A 25,302-nucleotide genomic window follows, 5' to 3' on the forward strand; every position below is an offset into this window, starting at 1 on the left:
TATAAAAAATCGTGAATATTTGTTTTTAAAGCAAAGTTTGTGGATCGTATTTTATCCCTGACTTTGCTTTTTTTTTTGTTATTTTTTTTAAAACCCCCATAGCGTGAAACATAATCTCGTAATCATTTAGTGAAAAAGCAATCGCAAAAAACATTTTTAAAATATTATTCGAGGTGAATGAAATTGAAGAAATTTATCAATCAAAAAGAAATGAATAAAGTAGCTAAAACAGCTTTAGCAATGGTCCTAGCTGGATCATTTACCTTCTCTTCCTCATTAGCATTTGCAGATGAAAATAATTCATCTGAGGAAAATCAAGTACAAACAGTTCAATTAGAAGATAACGCTACATCTGAGGTAGAATCCTCAACTGAAACTCAAACAGACGTAACGGTGGATGCGCCTACATTAGTGCCTGGAGACTTCTTTTATTTTGCAAAATTAGCTTTAGAAAAACTACAATTAATTTTAACGATGGATGACGTAAAAGAAGCTAAACTATTTGCTCAATTTGCTTCCGAAAGATTAGCAGAAGCTCAAAGCCTTTTTGAAGATGGTAATGAAGATTTAGCGGTAGAAACAATCCAAAAAGCACTAGAAGAAATGGCAAAATCTAATACTGTAATCGAAGAAAAAACAGATGATAATGAGGTTGCGGATGAAGCTAAAACAACTGAAGAAACTTCAGCTGATTTAGAGGACACTAATACTACAGATGAAACAGCTTCAACTAACTTAGAAGAAGCAGATCCTTCCGATGAAACAGTTACTTCAGAAGATGCAACTGTAGAAGGAGATACTGATACTGATACTGATGTAACAGCAGATACAGAAGAAACAGTAGAAGCTCCTGTAAATGAAGATCAGGGTACTGTTGAAGAAGTAAAAGAAATTCTATCTCAAAATATTATTGCACTAACAGCTGCAATGGAAAAAGTGAAAAATCCAGTTGCAAAAGCTGCATTACAAAGAAACATTGAAAAGAGCTATGCAAAATTAGAGAAAAAATTAGCTAAAATCGAAGAAGATTTAGCAACAGAAGCAGATAAAGCAGAAGCATCAGATGATCAAGAAGAAGTAAATGCAACTACTGAAACTGATGTGACAACTAAATCTGAAACAGATGATCAGGAAATAAATGTAGACGTTCAAGGTTCTACTGAAACTGAGGTAGAAGAAGACACAACTACAACAGTTGCTCCATCTGTAAAAGAAGTGAAGGCTGCAGAAAAACAAGCACGTAAAGATGTTAAACAAGAAGTTAAAAAGGCAAGAGAAGAAGCAAAAGCTCAATTAAAAGGAAAACGCGCTGAAGTAAAAAAGGAAGTAAAGGCATTAAAAGAAACAGTCAAGTCTAATCACGGAAAAGGTAACAAAGAAGCAAATGGTCATAAATAATAATCTTTGACCATGAAATGAGAAAAGATGGTCCGAGTAAATCGGACTATCTTTTCTCTAATGCCTAACCCCCTAAAAAATGATATCATCTTCGTATGATATAATGGTTTAGGTAAAGAGAGGTGAGGCTTATGCTAAGTTTATTGTTTATGGCAAAAAAGCGGAAAAAGACGTTAGAAGAAACAGTGCTCAAAATTCAACAAGGCGATCTTCTATTATTAAATGAAACGATTGATTCATATAAACCGTTTGTCGCCAAAACGGTATCTTCTGTATGTAAAAGATATATTCATGAATCAGACGATGAATTTAGCATTGGTCTTATTGCATTTCATGAAGCAATCCAAAAATATTCACCTGACCGTGGAAGTTCATTACTTAGTTTTGCAGAAGTAATGATTAAACGTAGGGTTATTGACTATATCCGAAAACATTCTAAAAATCAAAGTATAAGTATTGATTTTACTTCACAAAATCATGATGATGATTCACCAAGCTTAGCTATTGAAAATGAAATTTCCATTGTTGACTATCAGAAAAAAAATGAAACCGAATTACGAAAGCATGAAATCCTTCAGTTTCAGCAAATTTTAAAGGAATATGATCTTTCATTTCAGGATTTGGTTGAGCAATCTCCGAAGCATGCAGACGCGAGGAAAAATGCAATGGAAATTGCAAAGTTACTAGTGGATGATCAAGAGTTACGAACCTACTTATTGGAGAAGAAAAGACTTCCCATTAAACAGTTAGAGGATATCGTCCAAGTAAGTAGAAAAACAATTGAAAGAAATCGTAAGTATATTATGGCGATTTCTTTGATTTTAATTAATGACTATGTTTATTTAAAAGATTATATTAAAGGGGTGTTGAAAACGTGAAAAAAGGAATAGTAATGGAAATTGACAGACGTTTTTTAACATTATTAACCCCAGAAGGCGAGTTTTTAAAAGCTCGTAAAGAGAAACAAGAATATATCATAGGACAAGAAATTGATTTTTTTCCAATTAATGTAGTCCCGAAGAAAAGTTCATTGTTTTATCAGCTTCCTGGGAAAAAGGCCTTAGTGGCAGCAATGTTTGCAATCGTCATTGCTTCGGCTTCATTTCTTCCTATGTCTGGAAGTAACGATGTTTATGCGTACATGTCCATTGATGTAAATCCAAGCATTGAATTAGCTGTTAATGAAGATTTAGAAGTAGTTAGTATGGAGGCTTACAATCCAGAAGGTAAGTTAGTTATTTCTGAAATCGATAATTGGAAAAAGAAAGATGTTTCAGCTGTAACGACTCAAATAATTGAAAAAATCAAGGAACAAGGCTTCTTTGAAAACCATGATGAGGTTGTCATATCAACTGTTTATGAAGATAAAAAGCAAGATAAGATTGAAAAGAAGCTTGAAGAAGATATTGAAATGATTGAAAAGAAGGTAGAAGAAGAGAACCTTCAATTAACAGTTGTTCAGGGAACTAAGGAAGAAAGAGAAGAAGCACATAAACAGGGCATAACAACTGGGAAACTTAAAGAAAATCAACCGAGTGTAGAGAAGAAAATAGAAAATAAACAGAAATCTACCAACAAGCAAAAACCTCCTGTTGAAAAAAATAATACGCCAAAGTCAGATAAGAAAAGTATGCCAAAAAATGATCAGAGTAAAAAAGAAAATCATCCGGTAAAAGGTAAGGCCCAAGCACCGGGCCAACTAAAAAAGTCTGAAGAGAAATCAAACGAAAAAAAAAGTAAAGTAGATAAAAAGGATAAGTCTACTCATAATTCAAAAAAAAAAATGAATAATCAGTCTGATGATAACGATGAATTATATCATCAAAAAGGAAAAAAAGATAAAAAACATAAAGAAGAAAAGAATAATCAAAAAAATAAAAAATAGAGAAGAGTCCGGACATTTAAAGTCCGGACTTTTTGCCATTATATATTAAGTTTTATTGATTATTATTTCCAGCCAATTGAGCTTGAGCTTGTTTAACTAGTCTTTTTGTAATTTCTCCTCCAACTGATCCGTTAGCTCGAGAAACTGTATCAGAACCTAAGTTAACACCAAATTCTTGTGCGATTTCATATTTAACCTGATCCATATATTGTTCGATACCAGGAACAAGCAATTTATTACTACTTCTAGACATACTTCTCAACTCCTTTTACCTTTTGATGGATGAATAACAGAGAATTTTGGTACTCTGTAAATATAGTTTGCTAAAAATTAATCATTTCATAAGAGGTAATTTTTCTCTTTATTTCTAATGGGAATGTACATATGCTTTATATTTGGTTTTGGATAAAACTTTCAATTTTTTATAAATAACTGGGAAATGGAGATATTTCTTTATTCCTTGAAGATTTTTCTTTAATATAGGATGAAGAGTGACATCTGGAAAGGATAGATTTATTTTTATGAATATATTTGCACGAAAAATACTTTCACGGCTAGCGCCAGCCCAAATAATTGTTGCTTATTACATACTAGCTGTTACCGTGTCAATGACATTACTAAGCCTTCCAATTTCTTTAAAAGAAAATGCCAAGTGGACATTTTTAGATGCTTTATTTACAGCAGTCAGCGCTGTAAGTGTTACAGGATTATCGACGATAACTGTTTCAGATACATTTAGTGTGACGGGGATCTTTATATTAATGTTTGTCCTTCAGTTTGGTGGAATTGGTATCATGACACTTGGAACCTTTTTTTGGTTAATCCTAGGGAAAAAAATAGGTTTAAGGGAACGCCGATTAATTATGACAGATCAAAATCAAACCAGTCTTTCTGGTTTAGTAAAATTATTAAAGCAAATTTTAATCATCATTATTTTAATAGAAATTATTGGAGCTGTAATCTTAGGGTCATATTTCCTAAGATATTATCCTACTTGGCAAGAAGCTTTTCTACATGGTTTATTTGCTTCTGTTAGTGCAACGACAAATGCGGGTTTTGACATTACCGGGCAATCCTTAATCCCATATGCCCATGATTATTTTGTTCAATTTGTTAATATTATTTTATTGATTTTAGGAGCTATTGGGTTCCCAGTATTAATTGAAACAAAGGAATATTTGTTTAACCGAAATCCACAAGGAAAATTTCACTTTACTTTATATACAAAACTAACCACTGTTACCTTTTTCGGGTTGCTGATTTTTGGAACAATTGCTATTTTAGTCCTAGAAATTCACCACTTTTTTAGAGATAAGTCATGGCATGAAGCTTTGTTTTACTCTCTGTTTCAGTCGGCTTCTACTAGAAACGGTGGATTGTCAACAATGAATATGAATAACTTTCATGACTCGACTTTGTTAATATTATCTGCTTTGATGTTCATTGGTGCATCACCAAGTTCAGTTGGTGGGGGAATACGGACAACTACTTTTGCCTTAAATTTATTGTTTTTCTTTCATTTTGCAAGAGGTAATCGTTCTATTAAGGTTTTTAAAAGAGAACTATATGAGGAAGATATTATAAGATCATTAGTAGTGACGATGATGGCATTATTTATCTGTTTTATTGCGGTCATTATTTTAAGCATTACGGAAAATCAACCGTTGTTAGCGTTAATTTTCGAGGTTGCATCTGCATTTGGAACTACTGGGTTATCTCTTGGTATAACACCAGAGTTATCCATTTTAGGAAAATTAGTCATTATTATTCTTATGTTCATCGGTAGGGTAGGAATTCTTTCGTTCTTATTTATCATTGGTGGTAAAAGAGTTGAACCAAATTTCCATTACCCAAAGGAAAAAGTTATTATAGGTTAAAACAAAACAAAAGAGGTTGGCCTTGGCCAACCTTTTTTGTTTATTAATCTTTCCCATGACTAACATCTTTTGTTGGATGCATAAAAGGATAGGCTTGAGGTTTTCTTTTACTCTCGAGCAACTCACGGTTTTCTGCTGAATTCCAACCAATATCATTTGTTGGATGAACCCACTCTTCGCCAGCCATAATTTCAGGGTCAGTTTCATCACTCCAATTTTCTAATGGGGAATTAGGGGATGAATAAAGACTATCTCCAATGATGACACCATGCGAATTTTTAAATGGTGGTTGCATTTTTATCCCAGTCTCTTTAAAACTTGGGGAATTAATTTGATGAGGAAGGGTTTCCTCGATAGAAAAATCATTTTGATTTTTTTCCTTTTTCAAAGATATCACTTCCTTTTTTCTTATTTTAAATAACCTTTGCTTTTTTTATGTTGAGCAATTTTTAGAAAATAATAGGAAGTATCTTTTTAAAAGAAAGAGACAAAATAAAAGAGATTTAGAAAAAATAGGAGGTATTTTAGATGGCTAAACGCAAAGCAGAATTTGATGCTGTTGATAAATATAGTAAAACACCTAAGAAGAACGTGGCAGAATCGGAATTTTCAGCTGAATTTAGTGAAGGTGAAAACCGAATGAAGGGTGCGAACCGTAATTCCAAACAAGGTAGAGCAGGAAGAGCATAATGGAACAAAAGAAACAAAAGCTTAGAGAAGCTACCAATGTTGAATTCGGAATCGAGTTTGGAGATATTAATGGTATTAAGTTTTATGAATACCCTATATCCAATCAAAAGGAAAAAGAGAAATCTAAAAAAGAACGTAATAAATAAACCCAAGGGGCTACCCCCTTGGGGCTAATTTTGTTTTAAAAACCAAATATTTTTGTACCTTCGTTAGAAGGAGAGAAGAAGGTTAGAATAAAACTGTCTTTACGTTTAATAATTCCTTCTTGTAAATAACGCTGTAAATCAAAGGAAAGTGTTTCAAGCAAGGTATGCTTATATAGTTCTTTTTCGTTTAATTGCAAAGAAACAAAGTCACTTCCTAAAGATTCTGGGTTTTCAAGAATATCCCTATAGATAACAGAACGGTCTTCTTTTTGTAATCTGCCTTCCCACCATGGTTTTCGAGGATTGTATTTTTGATTCAGAAGATAATCATATTTCATTAATCCTTCTATCACATCAAGGTCTGCAGTATTTCTAGTTTTAAGGAATTGATACAAACGTGTATATAAATCCTCTAATTGATGACCAATTCTTGACCATCCTTGTTCTTCCCAAAACGTTCCGAAATCTTGAAAAAAGTCAAATGGGGTATCAAAAACACGGGAAACTAGATATTCTACTGTATGGTCCATGCGATGGTCATTCCAATATTTTTCTAGAACATCTTCTACCTGTTTAATACGAATAATATCTGAAAAAGATAATACATTATTACCTAAGATTTCATAAGGTGAATGATCCATATAAATGTAATCATGCTTATCGGCATTTAATCTAACGCCTGTGCCGCGAAGCATTTTTAAGAAACCAAGTTGGAGCTCTTCCGGCCGAAGCTCAAACACATCATTAAATGTCTTTTTAAATGAAGAGTAATCTTCTTCGGGTAAACCTGCAATTAAATCCAGATGCTGATCTATTTTGCCGCCGTTCTTTACTAGTGAAACTGTACGTGTTAATTTTGAGAAGTTTTGTTTTCTCATGACTAACTCGTTTGTATAGTCATTAGTGGATTGGACCCCAATTTCAAATCGGAACAAGCCTTTAGGGGCCTTTTCATTTAGAAATTCAATTACTTCTGGTCTCATAATATCTGCTGTTATTTCAAATTGAAATACCGTTCCAGGCAGATGTTCATCAATTAAGAATTGGAACATTTCCATTGCATAGCTTCTACTGATGTTAAAAGTGCGGTCTACAAACTTAATTGTTTTTGCACCATTTTCCATTAAATAACGAATATCTTCTTTCACTTTTTCTCGATCAAAATAACGAACCCCAACTTCTATGGAAGAAAGGCAAAATTGACAGCTAAATGGACAACCTCTACTTGTTTCAATATAAGTCACTCGTTTTGACAAATGAGGAATATCTTCTTCAAACCTAAAAGGGGATGGTAATTCTTTTAAATCCAACTTATTTCGTTGTGGATTTATTTTAATGCTTTTATCTTCTTGGCGGTATGCAATTCCAGGAACAGAGCTAACATCTTTGTTATCACGTAACTGCACAAGTAGCTGTTTGAAGGTTTCTTCCCCTTCACCTATAACAATAAAGTCGAATTCAGGTACATTTACCATCCAATCAAGAACATCGTAAGTTACTTCTGGTCCTCCAAGAACAATTTGAATAGATGGATTAATTTTTTTAATCATTTTTATTACTTTTATGGTTTCTTCGATGTTCCAGATATAGCAGCTAAATCCAATGACAGCAGGCTTCTTTTGGATTAAATCTGAAACGATATTCATAACCGGATCCTTAATCGTATATTCAATAAGCTTAATGTCAAACTCAGGTTGGGCAAAAGCTTTTAAATATCGTATCGCAATATTCGTGTGTATATATTTTGCATTTAAAGTAGTACAGATTATATTCATATATAATACTCCTTATAAAACATTGTATAAGTGAATCAACATTCTATTTTACTTTATTCTTGTCAAAAAAGATACTAGTAAAACTAGGTAGATGTAAAAAGAAGGTATTTGGGGGAATATTATTTGAAACCAATGTTTACAGAATATAAAAAGCGCCACAGATATTATTTTCTGAGGCGCTTGCGCTTTTATTACAGGATAAGAAAGTATAACTTTTTGGGACTTCGAAAATTGTCTAGCTCCAGCGCCTAGCCCCTCGAGGTCAAATAACCTCTAGCGTAAGAAGTCAAAGTTCAAACTTCTTACGCTAGAGAACATTTGCTTGTCGGGGCTAACCAAGGCGCTTGCGCTTTTCTAATTCTATTGAATTTTAAATTTAGGCAGCTTTAACACAAATAAAGGTTTTAACGTATTGATTAGCCACTTGTTTGATAATATCAACGTTAACAGTAAAGATAATAAGGCTAGGCCAATAATGAATCCTGTGTTATGAAAATAGGATTCTACAGACATGGATCGAAATAGCTTAACAAAGAAACCATGCAGTAAATAGACATATAGAGTATTTCTGCCTAGCTTTGAAACCATAAGTTTCCTTTTTGGAACAAATGAAAAGAAACTTAATACCATGATAAAACTTATAACATAAACCCCAAGTCTTTTTATGGCAGCTAATACATAGTCGTTTTCGAGAGCTTCGTATGGCTTTGAACCTAATAACCACTTTTCGTTAATATCTGGATACACATAAAAAGTGGTGAACACTATTAAAATCAAAATGAACGAAAGAACCTTAAATTTCGGCTTTATTAAATGATAAAATTGTTCTTTTTTTAGATAGTAGCCAATAAGGAAAAGCGGAAAGAATACAAAGGTTCTAGATAAACTTAAATAACTATTTATCCAACTAACATAACCAGCAAGTAGGCCGATTAATACAGCAAAAATAATAGAATATATTGGTTTGATCTTAATGTAACCGAGCAACATCATATGCCAGAACAGGAGACTGATTAAAAACCACAATGACCAATGTGGTTGAAAGAAGTTAATGGATAAATCCGACTTTGAGTATAAATAAAAATAATAGATAGAATAAATAACCTGAAAGATGATATATGGATATATTAACTTTTTGGTAATTTTTTGTATATAACCTTGTTGTTGAATTCCTTTTGCGAAAAATCCTGAGATTAGTATAAATGCAGGCATATGAAAAGTATATATCACTTTATAGATGGCTAAGGCAAGCTCATTATCCTCAATTAGCGGTCGGATAAAATGTCCAAAGACTACAAAAAAAATCAAAATAAATTTGGCATTATCGAAGTAATATTCACGATGCTTCAAATCGTTTCCTCCTTCATGCCCCCCTTTAAAAATACATAAATATTTTACCCCTATTATTCTATCTGAAACTAGTGAAATTGTTGGAAAATAAAAGGGAATAACAGGGAAAAGCTAGTTCGTACATCCTGTTATACTACAAAAATAAGCCTGTTATATATTGTTGGAACCGATGCCATTCCTTTGATAACAAGGAGTTTTTTATAAAAAATAAATGTGTTATAAAATTTTTTGTATCAAGTATGACTTTTATCACAGAGGAAAAATATGAAACATTATACAATGGCAATAGGGGAAAGTTCCTCAAGGATAGTTTTAGGAGGGAGCAAATTGTCTATTTTACCACAAAAGAATGAACTTGGATTCTATGAAATTCGTCTAGAATCAATTGGAGGACTTGGGGCAAATCTAGCTGGGAAAATGTTGGCTGAAGCAGGTGTACTCGGGTTAGGATTAAATGGCTCTAATTTTTCTTCCTATGGTTCAGAAAAAAAAGGGTCACCCGTTAAAAGCTTTATTCGTTATTGCGATCCAGAAGTTGAAATTCGAGATCATAGTCCAATAGAGGAACCACATGTTATAGGTGTATTTCATGAAGCATTATATAAAATGGTCAATGTTGTTAGTGGCATGCGACCAGATGGTATTATTCTTGTAAATTCTACAAGAGATTTTGATGATATAAAAAGAGACTTAAAGATTGAATATGGCACAGTTGCTATTGTTGATGCTTTAACAATTGCTGTTGAAGAAAAAACGAAGGTAAATACAGCAATGTTAGGAGCACTTTTTAGAATATGTGACTTCTTAGAGCCAGATGTAATGCGTAATGTCATTAAGAAAACATTCGAAAAAAAATATCCACACTTGGTTGAACCTAATATTCGTACTTTCAATCGCGGATACAATGAAGTTAAATTTAAGAAATATGAAGCTCCAGAAGATGCCGTCGGTAAGAGATTTGAACGTCCTGCACCTCAATTAGGATATCTAACGCAGGATATTGGTGGAGTGCTTACTACACAGGCCAATAGTATCCTTAAAGACTTAAGTGGATCACGCCAAGGCTTTTTACCTCAATTCGAACAAGAAAAGTGTATAAACTGTGCTGCTTGTGATACTGTTTGCCCTGATTTCTGCTTTGTTTGGGAGGAAGGCGAGGATAAAAAAGGCCGTAAACAAATGTTCTTAAAAGGAATTGATTATCAATATTGTAAAGGTTGCTTGAAGTGTGTGGAAGCTTGTCCAACTGACGCATTGCAAGATTTACGTGAAATGATTGGTTATGCAGAAGCAAATCGAGTTAAACAGAACTTTCCTTACGTGTTAGGAGGTATATCTTAATGTCTATCTTAGAAGAAAACTTAATAGTAAAGGGTGCAGCTGAACAAGTCACTACTTTCGAGTCGGGAAATGAAATGGCTGCTATGGCTGCAGCACAGATCAATTATCATATCATGGGATACTTCCCAATTACGCCTTCAACAGAAGTAGCACAATTTTTAGATCAAATGAAAGCACGTGGTGAGCATGACATTAAACTAATCCCCGCTGACGGTGAGCATGGGTCTGCTGGTATTTGCTACGGTGCTTCAGCTACAGGTGCACGTGTCTTTAATGCGACAAGTGCTAACGGTTTTTTATATATGATTGAACAATTGCCTGTACAAGCTGGAACGCGTTTACCAATGGTTATGAATCTAGTAACACGTGCTGTTAGTGGACCTCTTGACATCCGTGGTGATCATTCTGACTTATATTATGGATTAAATACTGGCTGGGTAATTTTAACGGCAAAAACTCCACAAGCTGTATACGATATGAATATCATGGCTTTAAAGATTGCGGAACACTCCAAGGTACGTCTTCCTGTGATTGTAGCCTATGATGGATTCTTTACTTCTCATCAAAAGAGAAAAGTAAATTATTTTAGTGATCGTCGTGTTGTGCAGAAATTTGTAGGTGAGTGTCCAACGGATTATAACTTTGCTCGTGATCCAAAAAAACCAGTTACGATTGGTGCACATATGAATGGAGATGATTTAATCAATAATCATTTCCAACAATCTGAGGCAATTATTGCAGCGGGTGAGGTTTATAAAGAGGTTGCTGCTGAATATGCTAAACTATCCGGGCGTGAATATTCTGTACTGGATCTCTATAAAATGGAAGATGCAGAAGTAGCACTGTTTCTATTAAATTCTGCTGCTGAGTCTGCGAAAGATGTTGCTGACCGATTCAGAGAAAAAGGAATAAAAGTGGGTGTTATCAGCCCTAATATTATTCGACCATTCCCGGCAAAAGAGATTCGTGAAGCATTAAAAAATGTAAAAGCTTTATTGGTTGGGGAACGTGCTGATTCATATGGTGCGAACGGTCCAAACCTTACTCATGAAATTAAATCAGCCCTACAAGATGATAAAGATAATAAAACAGTTGTTTTAAGTCGTGTATTCGGTCTTGGTGGAAAGGACTTCTATGCAGACGATGCCGAAAAGTTTTTCGAAATGGCCATTGAGGCAGCAGAAAATGGTTTTGCAGAAAAGCCATTTGATTATTACGGGCATGTCCCAGGAAATACAGATAAAAAAATAAAGCCTGTAATTACACCTCAACATAGTGATGCCTATAAATCAGGTTTAATTGAAGTGAAAGTGGATGAAGAAACAAATAAGCTAAAAGTGAAAATCCCACCGCTTCGTAATCTTACAAATAAACCTAAGCGAATTGCTTCTGGTCATGGTGCCTGTCCAGGATGTGGAATTTTCGGTGGGTTAGAGCTATTCTTCAAAGGAATCGAAGGGGATGTTGTTGTTTTATATCAAACAGGTTGTGCATATGTAACAACAACTTCTTATCCGTACACTTCTCATAAGCAAACCATGATTCATAACTTATTCCAGAATGGAGCTGCTACTCTTTCTGGTACTGTAGAGGCATTTTTGGAATTAAAGAAAAGAGGGGAAATTGAGGTATCAGAGGACGCCACATTTGTTATGATTACAGGTGATGGTGGTATGGATATTGGAATGGGCTCTGCAATTGGAACAGCTCTTCGTAACCATAAATTAATTATCCTTGAATATGATAATGAAGGCTATATGAATACGGGTTCTCAAATGTCCTACTCTACTCCAATGGGGCATATGACTAGTACTTCTAATGTAGGGAAAACTCAAAAAGGAAAAGCTTTCCATCATAAAGATACAGCTCAAATTATGGCTTCTACTAATATTCCCTATGTCTTTACTGGGGTAGAAGCATTTCCACAGGACTTAATTAAAAAAGCAGCTAAAGCACAGTGGTATGCACAAAATGTAGGAACCGTTTATGGTAAGATTCTTATTACTTGTCCATTAAACTGGAAATCGGAAGATCGCTATGGTGAAAAGATCTTAGAACAAGCTGTTAATTCCTGTTTCTTCCCACTATATGAAGTAGAACAAGGTGTGACTGCAATCACATATAACCCGGAAGAAAAAAATAAACGCGTTACACTTTCTGAGTGGTTAAAATATATGGGGAAAACAAAACATTTATTAAAAGAAGAAAACAAAGATGTGCTTTTAGGTTTTGAAGCTGAAGTTGAAAAAAGATGGCAGCGCTTAAAGGCAAAGCACGAAAATCCTTATTTATAATCTCTAGTAAGGGCTAGTTCATTCGAACTGGTCCTTTTTTCATTATAATTTGAAACTCTTTCTTCAAATATGCCTACTTTTCAATTATAATAATAAAAAGTAATGTCGAATTTTCAAATAATTTGTAAATGGGGGAGAAGGGAGAAACAACATGAAAGGTGTAAAATTCTTAAAAAGAAAGAAAAAAGAGCCCAAAATGAAGAAAAAGGTTTCTAAAAAACAGCCACTTCTAGAAAAGTGGACACAGCTTCTTTCCGCAGCAAAGTTTTGGAATCATTTAAAGCTTGGACAAAAGTATGGGGTCGCTTTATTTATTACAATTGGTCTTTTTGCTATATCTACTGTTATTACTTTTGTTCTATTAACCTCGGTTCAAAAAAAGATGGACTTAGTCGAACTAACGGGAAAGCAGGCTACACGTATTTCTGATGCGGCTGCTTTATTCCATCAAAAAGGAGTTTCGGTAGGGAATTACATAATTGACTCTAATCCGAAGCATACAAAACGCTTTGAAGAGTTATCAGAGGAACTAAAAAATTTAAAGGCAGAAATTAGAAAAGGTTTAACCACCAGTGAAGAAAAGATGTTATTTATTCAAATGAGTAAAGATGATGATTCAATGAATCTTCAATTTACAAGTGTTATTGTACCTGAAGTTAAATTACAGCATGAACGAAATTATCGTCTAGGAAAACTAAAGGTTGATAATTTAATTGATGATAATGTTGTCAAGCTAAACCAATTAAAAGAAATGATGCAAAAAGAACAAAAGGATGCAATATCATCTGCAACAGGCAGCCTTATCTCAACATTAACGGTACTTGTTATTTCTGTCATTGTTTCTACCATTATTGGGATTCTAGCAATCGTTTTAATTGGAGCTATCATTTCAAGAAGATTAAAACATATTGTATCTGTTTCAACTGAAATTGCTAATGGTAATCTGAATGTAGATTTAATAGAAGCGAATGGTAAAGATGAAATATCCGAGCTTAGCCGCGCTACTAGTTTAATGAAGGAAAACCTTCGTTCTATGATTCAAGAGATATCTACTGTTTCCAATCATGTAAATAGCAGGAGTGGGGAGTTAAATCTAGCTGCTTCAGAAGTTAGAGCATCAAGTCAGCAAGTGGCTTCGACTATGCAGGAATTATCGAGTGGTTCGGAGGAACAAGCAAACAATGCTACTGCTCTATCTGAAATGATGGAAGAGTATTTAACAAAGGTACAGGCAGCAACTGCAAGTGGAAACGTCATTCGTGATGCATCAAATGATGTCATGATGATGACGCAAAAAGGAGATTCTCTAATGATGGAATCTCAAAAGCAAATGGTAAAAATTAACGATATTATGAAAACATCTGTGGAGAAAGTGAGAGGACTTGACGACCAAACAAAGCAAATTTCTAAACTGGTCAAAGTTATACATGAAATTGCTGGTCAAACAAACTTACTTGCTTTAAACGCAGCCATTGAAGCGGCAAGAGCCGGTGAACATGGCAGAGGATTTGCTGTCGTTGCGGATGAAGTAAGAAAACTTGCAGAACAGGTTTCTTTTTCTGTTTCAGATATTACGAAAATCGTTCAAGGTATTCAGCTAGAATCTAATAATGTCGTGAGCTCCCTACAGTTGGGATACAATGAAGTAGAAGAAGGTACTTCTCAAATAGAAGTAACCGGCCAAACCTTCAAGGAAATTTATAGTGCTGTAACATTAATGACAGATAAGGTAAAAGAAATATCTGATAATCTTGAACAAGTTGCTCAAAGTTCTCGAGAAATGAATGCATCTATTGAAAATATTGCTTCCATTTCAGAAGAATCAGCTGCTGGTGTCGAACAAACAAGTGCCTCAGTTACACAAACGAATCATTCTATGGAAGAAATTTCAGACAATGCCCAATCACTATCAGAACTGTCTGATCAATTAAATGATATGATTTCGAGATTTAGACTTTCATAAGTTACTATTGAACTGTAAAGCTTTTTACAGTTCTTTTTTTTTGTAAAAAACTGTTTTCGTATAGATTCTGGTTTTCGTAAAAATCCCTAAAGCCGGATTTTTACAGGCTCTCTTAATAAGCGCCCAGCTCTTTTCTTCATTTCCATATAAGTTTAACAGCGTATATTGTGAAATGCCTATTTATTAGTTACATATAGCAACAAAGTTTAAGAAAAGAGCCTTGTAAAAGGAAAGTATTCGATAAAATTTTTAGTTGTATGCTATATAAAAAGGATTTTTCTGTCATTTTGTAGAAATATAGATATATATATACTTCTATGTTGCTGGGGAGGTTATGCTTTTTAATGAATAATAGTAATGTAAATAATCCGTGTAACCCCAATTTACAGACTTTTGATATCTTCAATAAAACATTAGACGGAATTGTCATATTTAATCAAGATGGTGTTATCTTGGATGTAAACCGTTCCTTCTGTAAATATATTAATACAAATAAAGACGAAATAATTGGATATACTCTTGAACATTTTGTACCTAAAGACAAACATTATAAGCTTCGAAGACAAAAAGTTTTATTAGAACAAAATCGGAATGCTAGAGGAGTTCTCCCGATCCTCCATCAAAATGGTATCTCTTATTTTAGTGTCGTAACAAGCCTTGATGAAGATAGTGGTCATTATATCTCTGTATTCAGGGATGAAACTGAAAAAATGAACCTAAAAGAGCAGTCTGCCCAATATGACTATTTTTTTAAGGAATTATTTATTGAAGCAATGGACGGAATTATTTTCTGGGATATGAAGGGTCAGATCATCAATGCAAACCAGGCAGCTTGCCGAATCTTTGAATGTGGATATCAGGATATCATTGGAGCTAATTTTGATCAGTTTATATTAAAAAAGAACCATCAATATAGGAAAATACTAAAGGAGTTATTTGAAACAGGAGCAGTTAACGACCAGTTATTTTTAAAAATGCCCAATGGTCAAGAAAAATTAATCGAATTTACCTCTCGCTTACATTCAAAAGAGGGATTTCATATGACCATTTTTCGAAATGTAAGTGAACGTTACCGGATGGAACTGGAATTAAGAGAAAGTGAACAAAAATTCCGAACTATATTTGAAGGTTCATTAGAAGGCCTAGTTCTCTGGAATGATGACGGGGAAATTATTGATGTCAATCAAGCAGCATGTCAATTATTCAAAACGTCAAGAGATGAGATTTTAGGGAAAGACTTAATAAATTTATTGCCGGATACAAATGGCAACAAGCAGAAGCTTGAAAACATAATAAGTACATTAGAAAAAACGGGTCAGCTTCATGGAACTTCAAAAATTTACATTGATGAAGAAACGGTGAAACATTTCGAATTTAGCTCTATCTTCCACCTATTTTCAAATGTAAATTTTATTGTAATCAAAGATGTAACGGAAAAAATAGAAATGGAAAAACGTCTTCGAAAATCCGATACACTAAATGTAATAGGAGAACTTGCTGCCGGTATTGCCCATGAAATCCGCAACCCCATGACTGCGTTAAAAGGCTTTATTCAATTGCTGCAAGGCGAAATGAGAGAAGATCGTTCGATGTACTTCCAAGTAATCCTTTCTGAATTGAATCGTATTGATTCTATTATTAATGAATTTTTGATTCTAGCAAAGCCGCAGGTAGTAAAGTATTCGAAAGTAGATATCGTCCAAATTATGAGGGATACCGTTGAGCTTCTTAATGCCCAAGCAGTCATGTATAATGTCCAATTTCGTACCTACTATCAAGAAAATCTACCGATTATATTTTGTGAACCAAACCAACTAAAAAAGGTGTTCGTTAATATGATCAAAAATGCTATTGAATCGATGCAAGCTGGTGGAAATATTACAATTTTCATTGAATCATACAAAGATGACCAAATTCATATTTCGATTAAAGATGAGGGCTTTGGTATTCCTCCAGAAAAATTAAAGCGACTAGGAGAGCCTTTTTATACAACAAAAGACCGTGGAACGGGTTTAGGCTTGATGGTTAGTTATAAAATTATTGAAGAGCATAATGGGAGAATTAAAGTCGATAGCCAAGAAAATGTGGGCACTACCTTTCATATATATTTATCTAGTAAATAATATATTGACCTATCCCAAATAGATTGAACGAATGAATGATAATCCTGAAAAAGGATTATTTTTTTTATAAAATATTGCAATAATTAATAAATTAGATTATCATCTAATTAGATGTATATCTAAAATAGAGGAGTAATGGCTATGCAATTAAACAGGTTAGTTGACTTTCATAAAACAATGGGTGACCCAACACGATTAAGAATACTGTCATTATTATCAAGTGGACCACTTCATGGTCAAGCCATTGCAGGTAAGTTAGGCTTAACTGCACCAACCATCACTCATCATTTAAAAAAGCTTCGGGATATAAATGTTGTTTATGAAAGACGTGACAAAAATACGATCTATTTTTATTTGAAACATTCGGTAGTCCATCAATATTGTGAATCATTGATGGAGCTAGTAGAAGGGAAGGATACAAAGGTGAATGAAATAAGTGATGAAAAGCAAAAAATAATTGCTAATTTCTTTACAAAAGATGGGAAGTTAAAAACAATTCCTGCACAAAGAAAGAAAAAGCTACTGGTGTTTGAACATATCTTAAAGGGGTTTGAAAGAGGGAGAAAATATTCTGAGCAGGAAATAAATGAGTATATTCTTCGTTTTCATGATGATTATGCCACAATTCGTAGAGAGTTTATCATCAACCATTATATGTATCGTGAAAATGGAATTTATGAACTTAATCCAGTTGAAATGTGGGCGAAGATTGATGGTTAAAAGAGACAGAATGGCTTTTAAGCCAGTTCTGTCTCTTTTACATTATAAGCTTTTTGTTAAGAGAGTTAAGAAATCAGTGAATGATTTTATTTCTTTTCTAGATTTAATTAATAAGCTCCCTAATGAAAGGGTTTGTTTTTTAGCATTTATTCTCTGTTCATTGTCTTCAATACTATCTAGATCGGCAACATGAGCAAGACCTATCGTTCTGCGAATTAATTCACAGCCGGCAAACCCCAATGAATCATTGAAATATTTATTTAAAACTGACTCGTATAAACCTGGAATGGCTGCGTGTGGTTCTTGATTATTTGTTTTCCAAAGCTCTGAGAAATGTAATACAAACTCGTTCCAAAATGTTTCAACATGCGTAAGAATTTCAGATTTCTTTTCAACGTTAGCTAAAGCTTGGAAGAGTAGATTCGCAAAAACTTGCCCAATATCAAAACCAGCTGGTCCGTAAAAAGCAAACTCCGAATCTATAACTTTCGTTTCCGTTGAGCTCGCAAAAACGCTTCCAGTGTGAAGGTCTCCATGCAATAATACTTCTGCCTCCGTTAAGAAGCTCATTTTTAACAGTGCTACTTGGAAAATGAGTTCTTGATCATTTCTGATTTTGTCAACAGTAGCTTGTAATTCTGATTCATAGGAATTTGTAGGTGAATCAGTATAAGGATCTGTAAAAATTAGATCTTCCGTAATTTTGCAAAGTTCTGGGTTGATAAATTGCCCTAGGAGTTCTTTTTTCTTTGATTGATTCATTCCAAAATCCGAAGTATAAAAAAGTGTTTTTGCTAAATACTCACCTAAATGTTTGGAGAGTAATGGGTATTGATCTCCTCGAATAAAACCCTTTCTAGCAATAGTCAAATGAGATAGATCATCCATAACAGTAATAGCTAATTGATCATCCGTAAAATGTACAACTGGAACATAATCAGGTGCAAGTTTACCAAATATTTTTAAGGCATCTGCTTCAATTTTCGCTCTTTTAAGCGTTAACGGCCAACTTTCACCAACAACCTTTGCGTAAGGAAGGGCCTGCTTGATAATGATTCCCTGGCCACTAGTAGTATCTGTTATACGAAAAACAAGGTTTAAATTACCGTCTCCAATTTCTGAGCAAGTTAGAGTGGAATTCTCAGCGAAAATTCCTAATTTTATGGCTAAATCAATAGCAGAATGTTCAGTGAGTGGTTCATATTTTTTGTCTGTTAATAATGTCATTTTTCATTCCTCCTGGTGTGAAGGGCTAGAAAAAAAGCCCCTTTCTCATAAGAAAGAGGCTTGAAGAATAGTCTTCGCACCTCTTATCTTTCAGAAAGTCTAACTTTCTGTTGGAATTAGCACCGTGCCTTAAATAAAAGGCGCTTTCTTGCGCCACATTTCACAATGGAATTACGGTCGGTTGCTGGGCTTCATAGGGCCAAATCCCTCAGCCATCTCTTGATAAGAGAAAAATGTAAATATTCAATTGAAGTTGATACGATGAAAATAATAACAGGCTTTATTAAATATTGTCAATTCATTTTTTTTAGAAAATTTTTAATATAGGTCAGGCTTTCGATCTTGAAAGACTGGGATGGTATTACGCACCTTGACGACGTTCTCTAAGTCTATTTCTCCATGTAAAATCTCATCACTCTCGGAGGCTTCCGCGACAATTTCTCCCCAAGGATCAATGATTAAAGAATGTCCTGCAAAAATATTACTTGGGTTAGAGCCTGCACAATTACATGCAATGACATAGCATTGATTTTCTATTGCTCTTGCAGTTAATAGAGTTTTCCAATGATGAAGTCTTGGTAATGGCCATTCCGCTACAACAAAGATCGCTTGTGCACCTTTTAGAACATGCGCCCTGATCCATTCAGGAAAGCGAATATCATAACAAATTTGACCAGCAAAAATTTCGCCATCTAATGCAAATATACCTTCGTCTTTTCCTGACTTAAGAAATAAATGTTCACCCATTAATTGGAAGAGGTGAAGTTTACTATATTGATGCACCAGTTCCCCCTGGCGATTAATGATTAAAAGGGTGTTATAGATACCATCTTTTTCCTGATTCGCAATGGATCCTCCAACAAAATGTACATTGAACTTTTTAGCCTTTTCTCGCAGAAAATCAATCGTTTTCTTTGCATGTTGGTCTGCTGTAACTGGTAAGTTTTCTAAATCATAACCTGTTGTCCACAATTCAGGAAAGACAATGATATCCGGTGATTTTTGCATGGCTAATTCAATTTGGGCTTCTGCCTTTTGATAATTTAATTCTGGATTCCCAAATTCTATCGACATTTGGATTAGAGCAATTTTATATTTCATCATGACTCACCACAATCTTTTAAATTTTTCTTTACATTCTGTCATTAAAGTTATATCATTTGTGACTAGATTTTCAATAAAAATTTTCTAATAGATTTGTGTAGGTGAATGTAGATGAAGACTTTTCAACAATCTAATTTATTAAATAGTTTACCAAAGCAGTTTTTTGCTTCTCTTGTTAAGAAAGTATCCCTTTCTGTTGCTAATGGTCATGATGTCATTAATCTTGGGCAAGGTAATCCCGATCAGCCGACACCAGAACATATTGTAAAAAAATTGCAGGAAGCAGCAGCGAATCCCATAAATCATAAGTATTCGCCCTTTCAGGGATATAAGTATTTCAAGCAGGCTGCTGTCGATTTTTATGAAAGAGAATATGGGGTTAGTTTAGATCCTGATACGGAAGTAGCGGTTCTATTTGGCGGTAAGGCAGGCTTAGTAGAAATTCCGCAATGCTTATTAAATCCTGGTGATACCATACTTGTCCCAGATCCAGGGTATCCAGATTATTGGTCAGGTGTATCGCTTGCCCAGGCAAACATGGTTACAATGCCTTTGCTAGAAGAGAATGGCTTTTTACCTGTATATGAAACGATTGAACCTGAAATTCTTGAAAAAGCGAAATTAATGTTTTTAAACTATCCCAATAACCCTACTGGTGCTACTGCATCTCTTGAATTTTTTGAAAAAACGGTAGAATTAGCAAAGAATACGAATATTTGTGTGGTACATGACTTTGCCTATGGCGCAATTGGGTTTGATGGACAAAAGCCGATCAGCTTTTTACAAACGGAAGGGGCTAAGGATATTGGAATCGAAATCTATACTTTATCCAAAACCTATAACATGGCAGGCTGGCGTGTTGGATTTGCGGTAGGAAATCGCAGTGTCATTTCTGCTATTGAACTGTTACAGGACCACCTTTATGTAAGCATTTTTGGAGGAATTCAGGAAGCTGCAGCAGTAGCTTTAAACGCTTCACAACAGTGTGTGGAAGAGCTAAATGCCTTATATGAATCTAGAAGAAACGTCTTGATAGAGGGATTAAAGTCAATTGGTTGGGATGTTCGTGCACCAAAAGGTTCATTTTTTGCTTGGTTAAAGGTCCCGGAAGGCTATACTTCTGAAGAATTTGCGGATTTTTTATTAGAAAAGGCACATATTGCTGTCGCACCAGGAGTAGGATTTGGTCATTATGGAGAAGGTTATGTTCGTGTTGGACTCTTAACTTCTGAAGGAAGAATGCAAGAAGCAGTAGAGAGAATTAAATCTTTAGAAATTTTCAAATAATCCATTGACAATGTTATTAAATCCTGTCATAATCCAAATTAATTTGAAAAATAACATTTACAACGTATAAAATAAATAAACGATTTTCTTATCAAGAGCAGGCGGAGGGACTAGCCCTATGAAGCCCGGCAACCGATTTTATGAATCCGTTCATAAAGCACGGTGCTAATTCTTGCAGCGAAAAAGCTGAAAGATAAGAGGACGTTAGTTATGTATGCTAACCTCTTCTTATTTGAAGAGGTTTTTTTATTGTGAAAATTGCAAACAAAGAATAGTCATGCAGATGAGTTTGAAAGGAAGATTTACGATGAATGATTTAATTGCTACGTATCTTATTAAAGATATCAAGGGTAGCCCACTTAAAAAAGCAGAGGATATAGCTCTCGGATTAACAATTGGATCATGGACTGATCTACCTGAACTTGAGCAAAATCAATTAAGAAAACATAAAGGCAAAGTAGTTTCTATCGAAGAAGATCCTGAACATGAAGGGGAAGCCATTATAAAGATTGCCTATCCTCCTGTAAACTTCTCAGCAGATATTCCGGCTATGTTAACCACAGTGTTTGGGAAATTATCATTGGACGGAAAGGTCAAATTACTAGATTTAGAGTTTCCTGATCAATTAAAGGATATCTTTCCAGGTCCAAGGTTTGGGATAAACGGAATAAGGGAGAAATTAGGTGTTTACGATCGACCGTTACTAATGAGTATCTTTAAAGGTGTAATCGGGAGAGATCTTAATTTCTTATCTAGACAACTTGAAGCACAAGCCTTAGGAGGGGTTGACATTGTAAAGGATGATGAAATCCTTTTTGATAATGGATTAACCCCATTTGAAGAACGAATTTTATCAGGAAAAAGAGTATTACAAAACACTTATGAACAATCTGGACATCGGACTTTGTATGCGGTTAATTTATCGGGACGGACCTCTCGTTTAAAAGAAAAAGCTCGAAAAGCGAAAGAGTTAGGTGCTGATTTATTATTATTTAATGTTTTTGCTTATGGGCTAGATACTCTCCAAGAATTGCGTGAAGATGATGAAATTGGATTGCCAATAATGGCGCATCCAGCAGTAAGTGGTGCCCTTACTTCTTCTAATTCCTATGGATTATCTCACTCACTCTTACTTGGTAAACTCTTGAGATATGCTGGGGCAGATTTATCCTTATTCCCATCACCTTATGGTTCTGTAGCATTAGAAAAAGAGAAGGCAATATCGATTAAACAGGAGCTAATAAAAGAAGATACCTACTATAAGAAAGCATTTCCTGTACCATCCGCTGGAATTCATCCTGGATTGGTTCCATTATTAATTAATGATTTCGGGCAAGATTCTATCATAAATGCAGGCGGTGGTGTTCACGGCCACCCATTGGGTGCAATAGGTGGTGGAAAAGCGTTTCGACAAGCGATTGATGTACATTTGAAGGGCCAAACTCTGATAGAAGGTGCCGAAACATACCCAGAATTAAAGACAGCCCTTGAGTTATGGGGATATGTGGAGGTGAATTCATAATGGGCAGACCTGTTATTTATTGTGATTTTGATGGAACAATCACGGAAAAAGACAATATTATTGCGATCATGAAAGAGTTTGCTCCTCCTGGATGGGAAGCAATAAAAGACGATATATTGTCTCAAAAAGTTAGCATTCAAAATGGAGTGGGCCAATTATTTGCGTTGCTCCCAAGCAATCTAAAAAATGATATCGTCCAATTTTCCTTAAAAAATGCTGTCATACGTGATGGTTTTCCTGAGTTATTACAGTTAACAAAGGAAGAAGGAATTCCTTTTCATGTTGTAAGTGGGGGGATTGACTTTTTTGTAGATCCCATCTTAGAGCCATATGGACCATTTACTAGTATATATTGTAACAGCGCAGATTTTTTGAATCATACAATCAATATACTTTGGCCGAATGCTTGCGATGATCTTTGTGATAACGGTTGTGGATGCTGCAAACCCAGTGTTATTAGAAAATTAAAAAATCCAAATGATTTCACAATCGTAATTGGAGATTCCATTACAGATTTAGAAGCAGCAAAACAAGCGGATTTTGTTTTTGCTAGGGAGTTTTTGGCTGATAAGTGTGAAGAATTAGGCATTCAATATAAAAAGTTCGAAACGTTTTACGATTGTATAGATTTAATTAAAAAATGGATTGGGGTGAATCGAGCAAATGTTTAAAGAAAAATGGAATGAGTTAGCGGATGTAAAGGATGAGCTTGCTGGCCGAGACTGGTTTATGGGCACAAGTGGAAATTTAGCTATTAAGGTGCAAAACGAGCCATTGCAATTTTTAGTTACAGCAAGTGGAAAAGATAAGCGCCAAAGAACAGATGAGGACTTTTTATTAGTAGATCAGTTTGGTCAACCAGCTGTCCCAACCCATTTAAAGCCTTCTGCTGAAACTTTATTACATGTTGAAATTTACCGAAGAACTAATGCTGGTTGCAGCTTGCATGTTCACACCATCGATAACAATGTTATATCAGAGATTTACGGTGACCGAGGAGAGGTTTCTTTTCAAGGCCAAGAACTGATTAAAGCTTTTGATCAATGGGAAGAAGATGCTGTATTAAAAATACCAATTATCCGCAATTATGCGCATATACCAACCTTATCCAAGGCATTTTCAGAACATATTCATGGTGACTCAGGTGCTGTATTAATACGTAATCATGGAATTACAGTTTGGGGAAGAACCGCTTTCGAAGCAAAAAAAATCTTAGAAGCATCAGAATTCTTATTCCGCTATCAACTGAGATTATTAGAACACAAACCTTTCCAATTATTTAAAGTAGTTTAATTTAATTAAATTTTAAGATATTGCTCTGTTAAAGAGCAGTATCGATTTGTAACAATGTTGATTGGAGCGAAAGGCGCGAGACTCCTGCGGGAGAAGCGGGACAGGTGAGACCCCACAGGAGCGCCAGCGACGAGGAGGCTCACAGCACGCCCCGCGGAAAGCGAGTGCCTGCAGCGGAAATCAACATTCCTATATAACAGAGACTAAAATAAAAAAAGTGAGGGAATTGACATGGCATATATTAAATTTCAAGAAAACGGTAATCTGATTGAAAATCAACAGGAAGTATTAGACTTTTTAACAAGCCAAGAAGTGATTTATGAGCACTGGGATATTACTAAACTTCCAGCACATCTTAATGAGAAATATCTTCTATCTGACGAGGAAAAAGAAGAAATATTAAATACATTTGATGGTGAAATCGCGGCTATCTCTGAAAGAAGAGGATATAAGGCTCAAGATGTAATCTCTCTATCTGAAAATACACCGAATCTAGAACAACTTCTAGTAAATTTCCAAAAAGAGCATCATCATACTGACGACGAAGTTCGTTTTATTGTAAGCGGACATGGCGTATTTATTATCCAAGGAAAAGACGGAGCTTTCTTTGAGGTACATTTAAATCCTGGTGATTTAATTTCTGTTCCACCGAATATTCGACATTACTTTACTTTAAAAGAGGATAGAAAAGTTGTGGCTATTCGTATCTTTGTTACAACAGAGGGCTGGGTACCTATTTACGAAAAAGAAGAAGTAGAAGCTTAATATTTTGATAAAGTCCCTTCACTTAGGTGATGGGTCTTTTTGACTATTATAAGGGGTGTTAGTGTCGAAAAATAGGATATAATACCTAAGGTTGTTGTCGAATCCGAAGAGTTGATTGGAAGTTTTGTCTAATATTGCGAATCTATTTACATTTATTCAAATTATTGTCATAATTCATCAGGTATACAAATTAAGTACCTTAATGTATAAGTGGAAAGTGGATTAGGAGGAAATAGAGTTGTGCCAGACAGACAAGGTGCATTCAAATAGAATGCTAGAAGAGATCAATGAGATTAGAGAAATGATGATGTTGTCCGCAAAAGTCACTGGGTTTACTAGCCAAGAAACTTTACATTATAGTCAAGAACTAGATAAATTAATATATGAATACCAATGTACCTTTCGCAATGAACCAAAAAGTAAAAATGAAATAAAAATTTCTGTTCAGCATATGTTAGTATGGCCACGAGCCTCTTTGACCTCAGAGATTATATATATATAAGATAGAAAAAAGGACTGAATGATTTTCAGTCCTTTTATAT

General features: G+C 34.6%; 23 protein-coding genes and 2 riboswitches. Of the genes, 17 read left to right on the forward strand and 6 right to left on the reverse strand.

Translation table 11 applies throughout. From position 1 onward, the window contains the following. The first annotated feature begins 183 nt into the window (after positions 1-183). From ACSBPO_RS06600 to ACSBPO_RS06610, 3 genes are all read left to right on the forward strand, one after another. The gene (locus tag ACSBPO_RS06600) at positions 184-1,398 is read left to right on the forward strand and encodes a DUF5667 domain-containing protein (RefSeq protein WP_442599258.1); all 1,215 of its coding nucleotides are present in this window, start codon (positions 184-186) and stop codon (positions 1,396-1,398) included. A gap of 131 nt (positions 1,399-1,529) precedes the next feature. Beyond that, entirely contained in the window at positions 1,530-2,276 is a 747-nt protein-coding gene (gene sigI, locus ACSBPO_RS06605; RefSeq protein ID WP_442599259.1) for an RNA polymerase sigma factor SigI, read from the forward strand. After that, positions 2,273-3,283, forward strand: a complete 1,011-nt coding sequence (locus ACSBPO_RS06610; protein ID WP_442599260.1) for an anti-sigma factor domain-containing protein — start codon at positions 2,273-2,275, stop codon at positions 3,281-3,283. The genes sigI and ACSBPO_RS06610 overlap by 4 nt, the downstream gene beginning before the upstream one ends. 52 nt (positions 3,284-3,335) lie before the next feature. On the opposite strand, the gene ACSBPO_RS06615 is transcribed toward ACSBPO_RS06610, so the two are convergent. Beyond that, positions 3,336-3,536 (reverse strand): small, acid-soluble spore protein, alpha/beta type, encoded by a 201-nt coding sequence (locus tag ACSBPO_RS06615; protein WP_442599261.1) that lies wholly within the window; start codon positions 3,534-3,536, stop codon positions 3,336-3,338. A 268-nt stretch (positions 3,537-3,804) separates the two neighbouring features. On the opposite strand from ACSBPO_RS06615, the gene ACSBPO_RS06620 reads away from it, so the two are divergent. After that, positions 3,805-5,160, forward strand: a complete 1,356-nt coding sequence (locus ACSBPO_RS06620) for a TrkH family potassium uptake protein (RefSeq protein WP_442599262.1) — start codon at positions 3,805-3,807, stop codon at positions 5,158-5,160. Between the two features lie 43 nt (positions 5,161-5,203). On the opposite strand, the gene ACSBPO_RS06625 is transcribed toward ACSBPO_RS06620, so the two are convergent. Then, on the reverse strand, positions 5,204-5,554 hold the full coding sequence (locus ACSBPO_RS06625; protein ID WP_442600325.1) for a DUF3905 domain-containing protein: 351 nt from the start codon (positions 5,552-5,554) through the stop codon (positions 5,204-5,206). A 134-nt stretch (positions 5,555-5,688) separates the two neighbouring features. Here ACSBPO_RS06625 and ACSBPO_RS06630 point away from each other — a divergent pair, with 134 nt between their 5' ends. Further along, positions 5,689-5,850, forward strand: a complete 162-nt coding sequence (locus ACSBPO_RS06630; RefSeq protein WP_442599263.1) for a hypothetical protein — start codon at positions 5,689-5,691, stop codon at positions 5,848-5,850. Then, positions 5,850-5,996 carry a hypothetical protein gene (locus ACSBPO_RS06635; protein ID WP_442599264.1) on the forward strand — a complete coding sequence of 49 codons (147 nt, stop codon included), beginning with the start codon at positions 5,850-5,852 and terminating at the stop codon, positions 5,994-5,996. The genes ACSBPO_RS06630 and ACSBPO_RS06635 overlap by 1 nt, the downstream gene beginning before the upstream one ends. Before the next feature lie 35 nt (positions 5,997-6,031). Here ACSBPO_RS06635 and ACSBPO_RS06640 read toward each other — a convergent pair whose 3' ends face one another. After that, on the reverse strand, positions 6,032-7,771 hold the full coding sequence (locus ACSBPO_RS06640; RefSeq protein ID WP_442599265.1) for a B12-binding domain-containing radical SAM protein: 1,740 nt from the start codon (positions 7,769-7,771) through the stop codon (positions 6,032-6,034). A 360-nt stretch (positions 7,772-8,131) separates the two neighbouring features. Further along, positions 8,132-9,121 (reverse strand): acyltransferase family protein, encoded by a 990-nt coding sequence (locus tag ACSBPO_RS06645; protein ID WP_442599266.1) that lies wholly within the window; start codon positions 9,119-9,121, stop codon positions 8,132-8,134. A gap of 327 nt (positions 9,122-9,448) precedes the next feature. On the opposite strand from ACSBPO_RS06645, the gene ACSBPO_RS06650 reads away from it, so the two are divergent. From ACSBPO_RS06650 to ACSBPO_RS06670, 5 genes are all read left to right on the forward strand, one after another. Continuing rightward, a complete protein-coding gene (locus ACSBPO_RS06650) occupies positions 9,449-10,462 on the forward strand; it encodes a 2-oxoacid:acceptor oxidoreductase family protein (protein ID WP_442599267.1) in 1,014 nt (337 codons plus the stop codon). Beyond that, positions 10,462-12,756 carry a thiamine pyrophosphate-dependent enzyme gene (locus tag ACSBPO_RS06655; protein WP_442599268.1) on the forward strand — a complete coding sequence of 765 codons (2,295 nt, stop codon included), beginning with the start codon at positions 10,462-10,464 and terminating at the stop codon, positions 12,754-12,756. Before ACSBPO_RS06650 ends, ACSBPO_RS06655 begins: the two co-directional genes overlap by 1 nt. A 151-nt stretch (positions 12,757-12,907) precedes the next feature. Next, positions 12,908-14,719 carry a methyl-accepting chemotaxis protein gene (locus tag ACSBPO_RS06660; protein WP_442599269.1) on the forward strand — a complete coding sequence of 604 codons (1,812 nt, stop codon included), beginning with the start codon at positions 12,908-12,910 and terminating at the stop codon, positions 14,717-14,719. Positions 14,720-15,063: 344 nt separating this feature from the next. Next, entirely contained in the window at positions 15,064-16,842 is a 1,779-nt protein-coding gene (locus tag ACSBPO_RS06665; RefSeq protein WP_442599270.1) for a PAS domain S-box protein, read from the forward strand. Positions 16,843-16,983: 141 nt separating this feature from the next. Next, positions 16,984-17,562: a metalloregulator ArsR/SmtB family transcription factor gene (locus ACSBPO_RS06670; RefSeq protein ID WP_442599271.1), complete on the forward strand. Its 579-nt coding sequence runs from the start codon at positions 16,984-16,986 to the stop codon at positions 17,560-17,562. 42 nt (positions 17,563-17,604) lie between these two features. Here ACSBPO_RS06670 and mtnK read toward each other — a convergent pair whose 3' ends face one another. Then, positions 17,605-18,789: an S-methyl-5-thioribose kinase gene (gene mtnK, locus ACSBPO_RS06675; RefSeq protein WP_442599272.1), complete on the reverse strand. Its 1,185-nt coding sequence runs from the start codon at positions 18,787-18,789 to the stop codon at positions 17,605-17,607. An 80-nt stretch (positions 18,790-18,869) separates the two neighbouring features. Continuing rightward, a riboswitch (SAM riboswitch) is annotated at positions 18,870-19,018 on the reverse strand. An 89-nt stretch (positions 19,019-19,107) separates the two neighbouring features. Continuing rightward, positions 19,108-19,890 (reverse strand): carbon-nitrogen family hydrolase, encoded by a 783-nt coding sequence (locus ACSBPO_RS06680; protein WP_442600326.1) that lies wholly within the window; start codon positions 19,888-19,890, stop codon positions 19,108-19,110. Between the two features lie 114 nt (positions 19,891-20,004). Between ACSBPO_RS06680 and ACSBPO_RS06685 the strand changes: the two genes are divergently transcribed. The 6 genes from ACSBPO_RS06685 (at position 20,005) to ACSBPO_RS06710 (ending at position 25,262) form a co-directional block, all read left to right on the forward strand. Then, positions 20,005-21,180, forward strand: a complete 1,176-nt coding sequence (locus tag ACSBPO_RS06685; RefSeq protein WP_442599273.1) for a pyridoxal phosphate-dependent aminotransferase — start codon at positions 20,005-20,007, stop codon at positions 21,178-21,180. An 85-nt stretch (positions 21,181-21,265) separates the two neighbouring features. After that, positions 21,266-21,380, forward strand: a riboswitch (SAM riboswitch). Positions 21,381-21,487: 107 nt separating this feature from the next. Then, positions 21,488-22,702 carry a 2,3-diketo-5-methylthiopentyl-1-phosphate enolase gene (mtnW, locus tag ACSBPO_RS06690; RefSeq protein ID WP_442599274.1) on the forward strand — a complete coding sequence of 405 codons (1,215 nt, stop codon included), beginning with the start codon at positions 21,488-21,490 and terminating at the stop codon, positions 22,700-22,702. Beyond that, positions 22,702-23,373, forward strand: a complete 672-nt coding sequence (locus ACSBPO_RS06695) for a 2-hydroxy-3-keto-5-methylthiopentenyl-1-phosphate phosphatase (RefSeq protein WP_442599275.1) — start codon at positions 22,702-22,704, stop codon at positions 23,371-23,373. Before mtnW ends, ACSBPO_RS06695 begins: the two co-directional genes overlap by 1 nt. Further along, complete coding sequence (locus ACSBPO_RS06700) at positions 23,366-23,995, forward strand: methylthioribulose 1-phosphate dehydratase (protein WP_442599276.1); 630 nt, start codon at positions 23,366-23,368, stop codon at positions 23,993-23,995. The genes ACSBPO_RS06695 and ACSBPO_RS06700 overlap by 8 nt, the downstream gene beginning before the upstream one ends. Before the next feature lie 231 nt (positions 23,996-24,226). Further along, the gene (locus ACSBPO_RS06705; protein ID WP_442599277.1) at positions 24,227-24,760 is read left to right on the forward strand and encodes a cupin domain-containing protein; all 534 of its coding nucleotides are present in this window, start codon (positions 24,227-24,229) and stop codon (positions 24,758-24,760) included. 238 nt (positions 24,761-24,998) lie between these two features. Continuing rightward, positions 24,999-25,262, forward strand: a complete 264-nt coding sequence (locus ACSBPO_RS06710; protein ID WP_442599278.1) for a Spo0E family sporulation regulatory protein-aspartic acid phosphatase — start codon at positions 24,999-25,001, stop codon at positions 25,260-25,262. Positions 25,263-25,302: the final 40 nt, after the last annotated feature.

This window comes from Neobacillus sp. D3-1R (assembly GCF_052180215.1).
Taxonomy (GTDB): Bacteria; Bacillota; Bacilli; order Bacillales; family Cytobacillaceae; genus Pseudoneobacillus.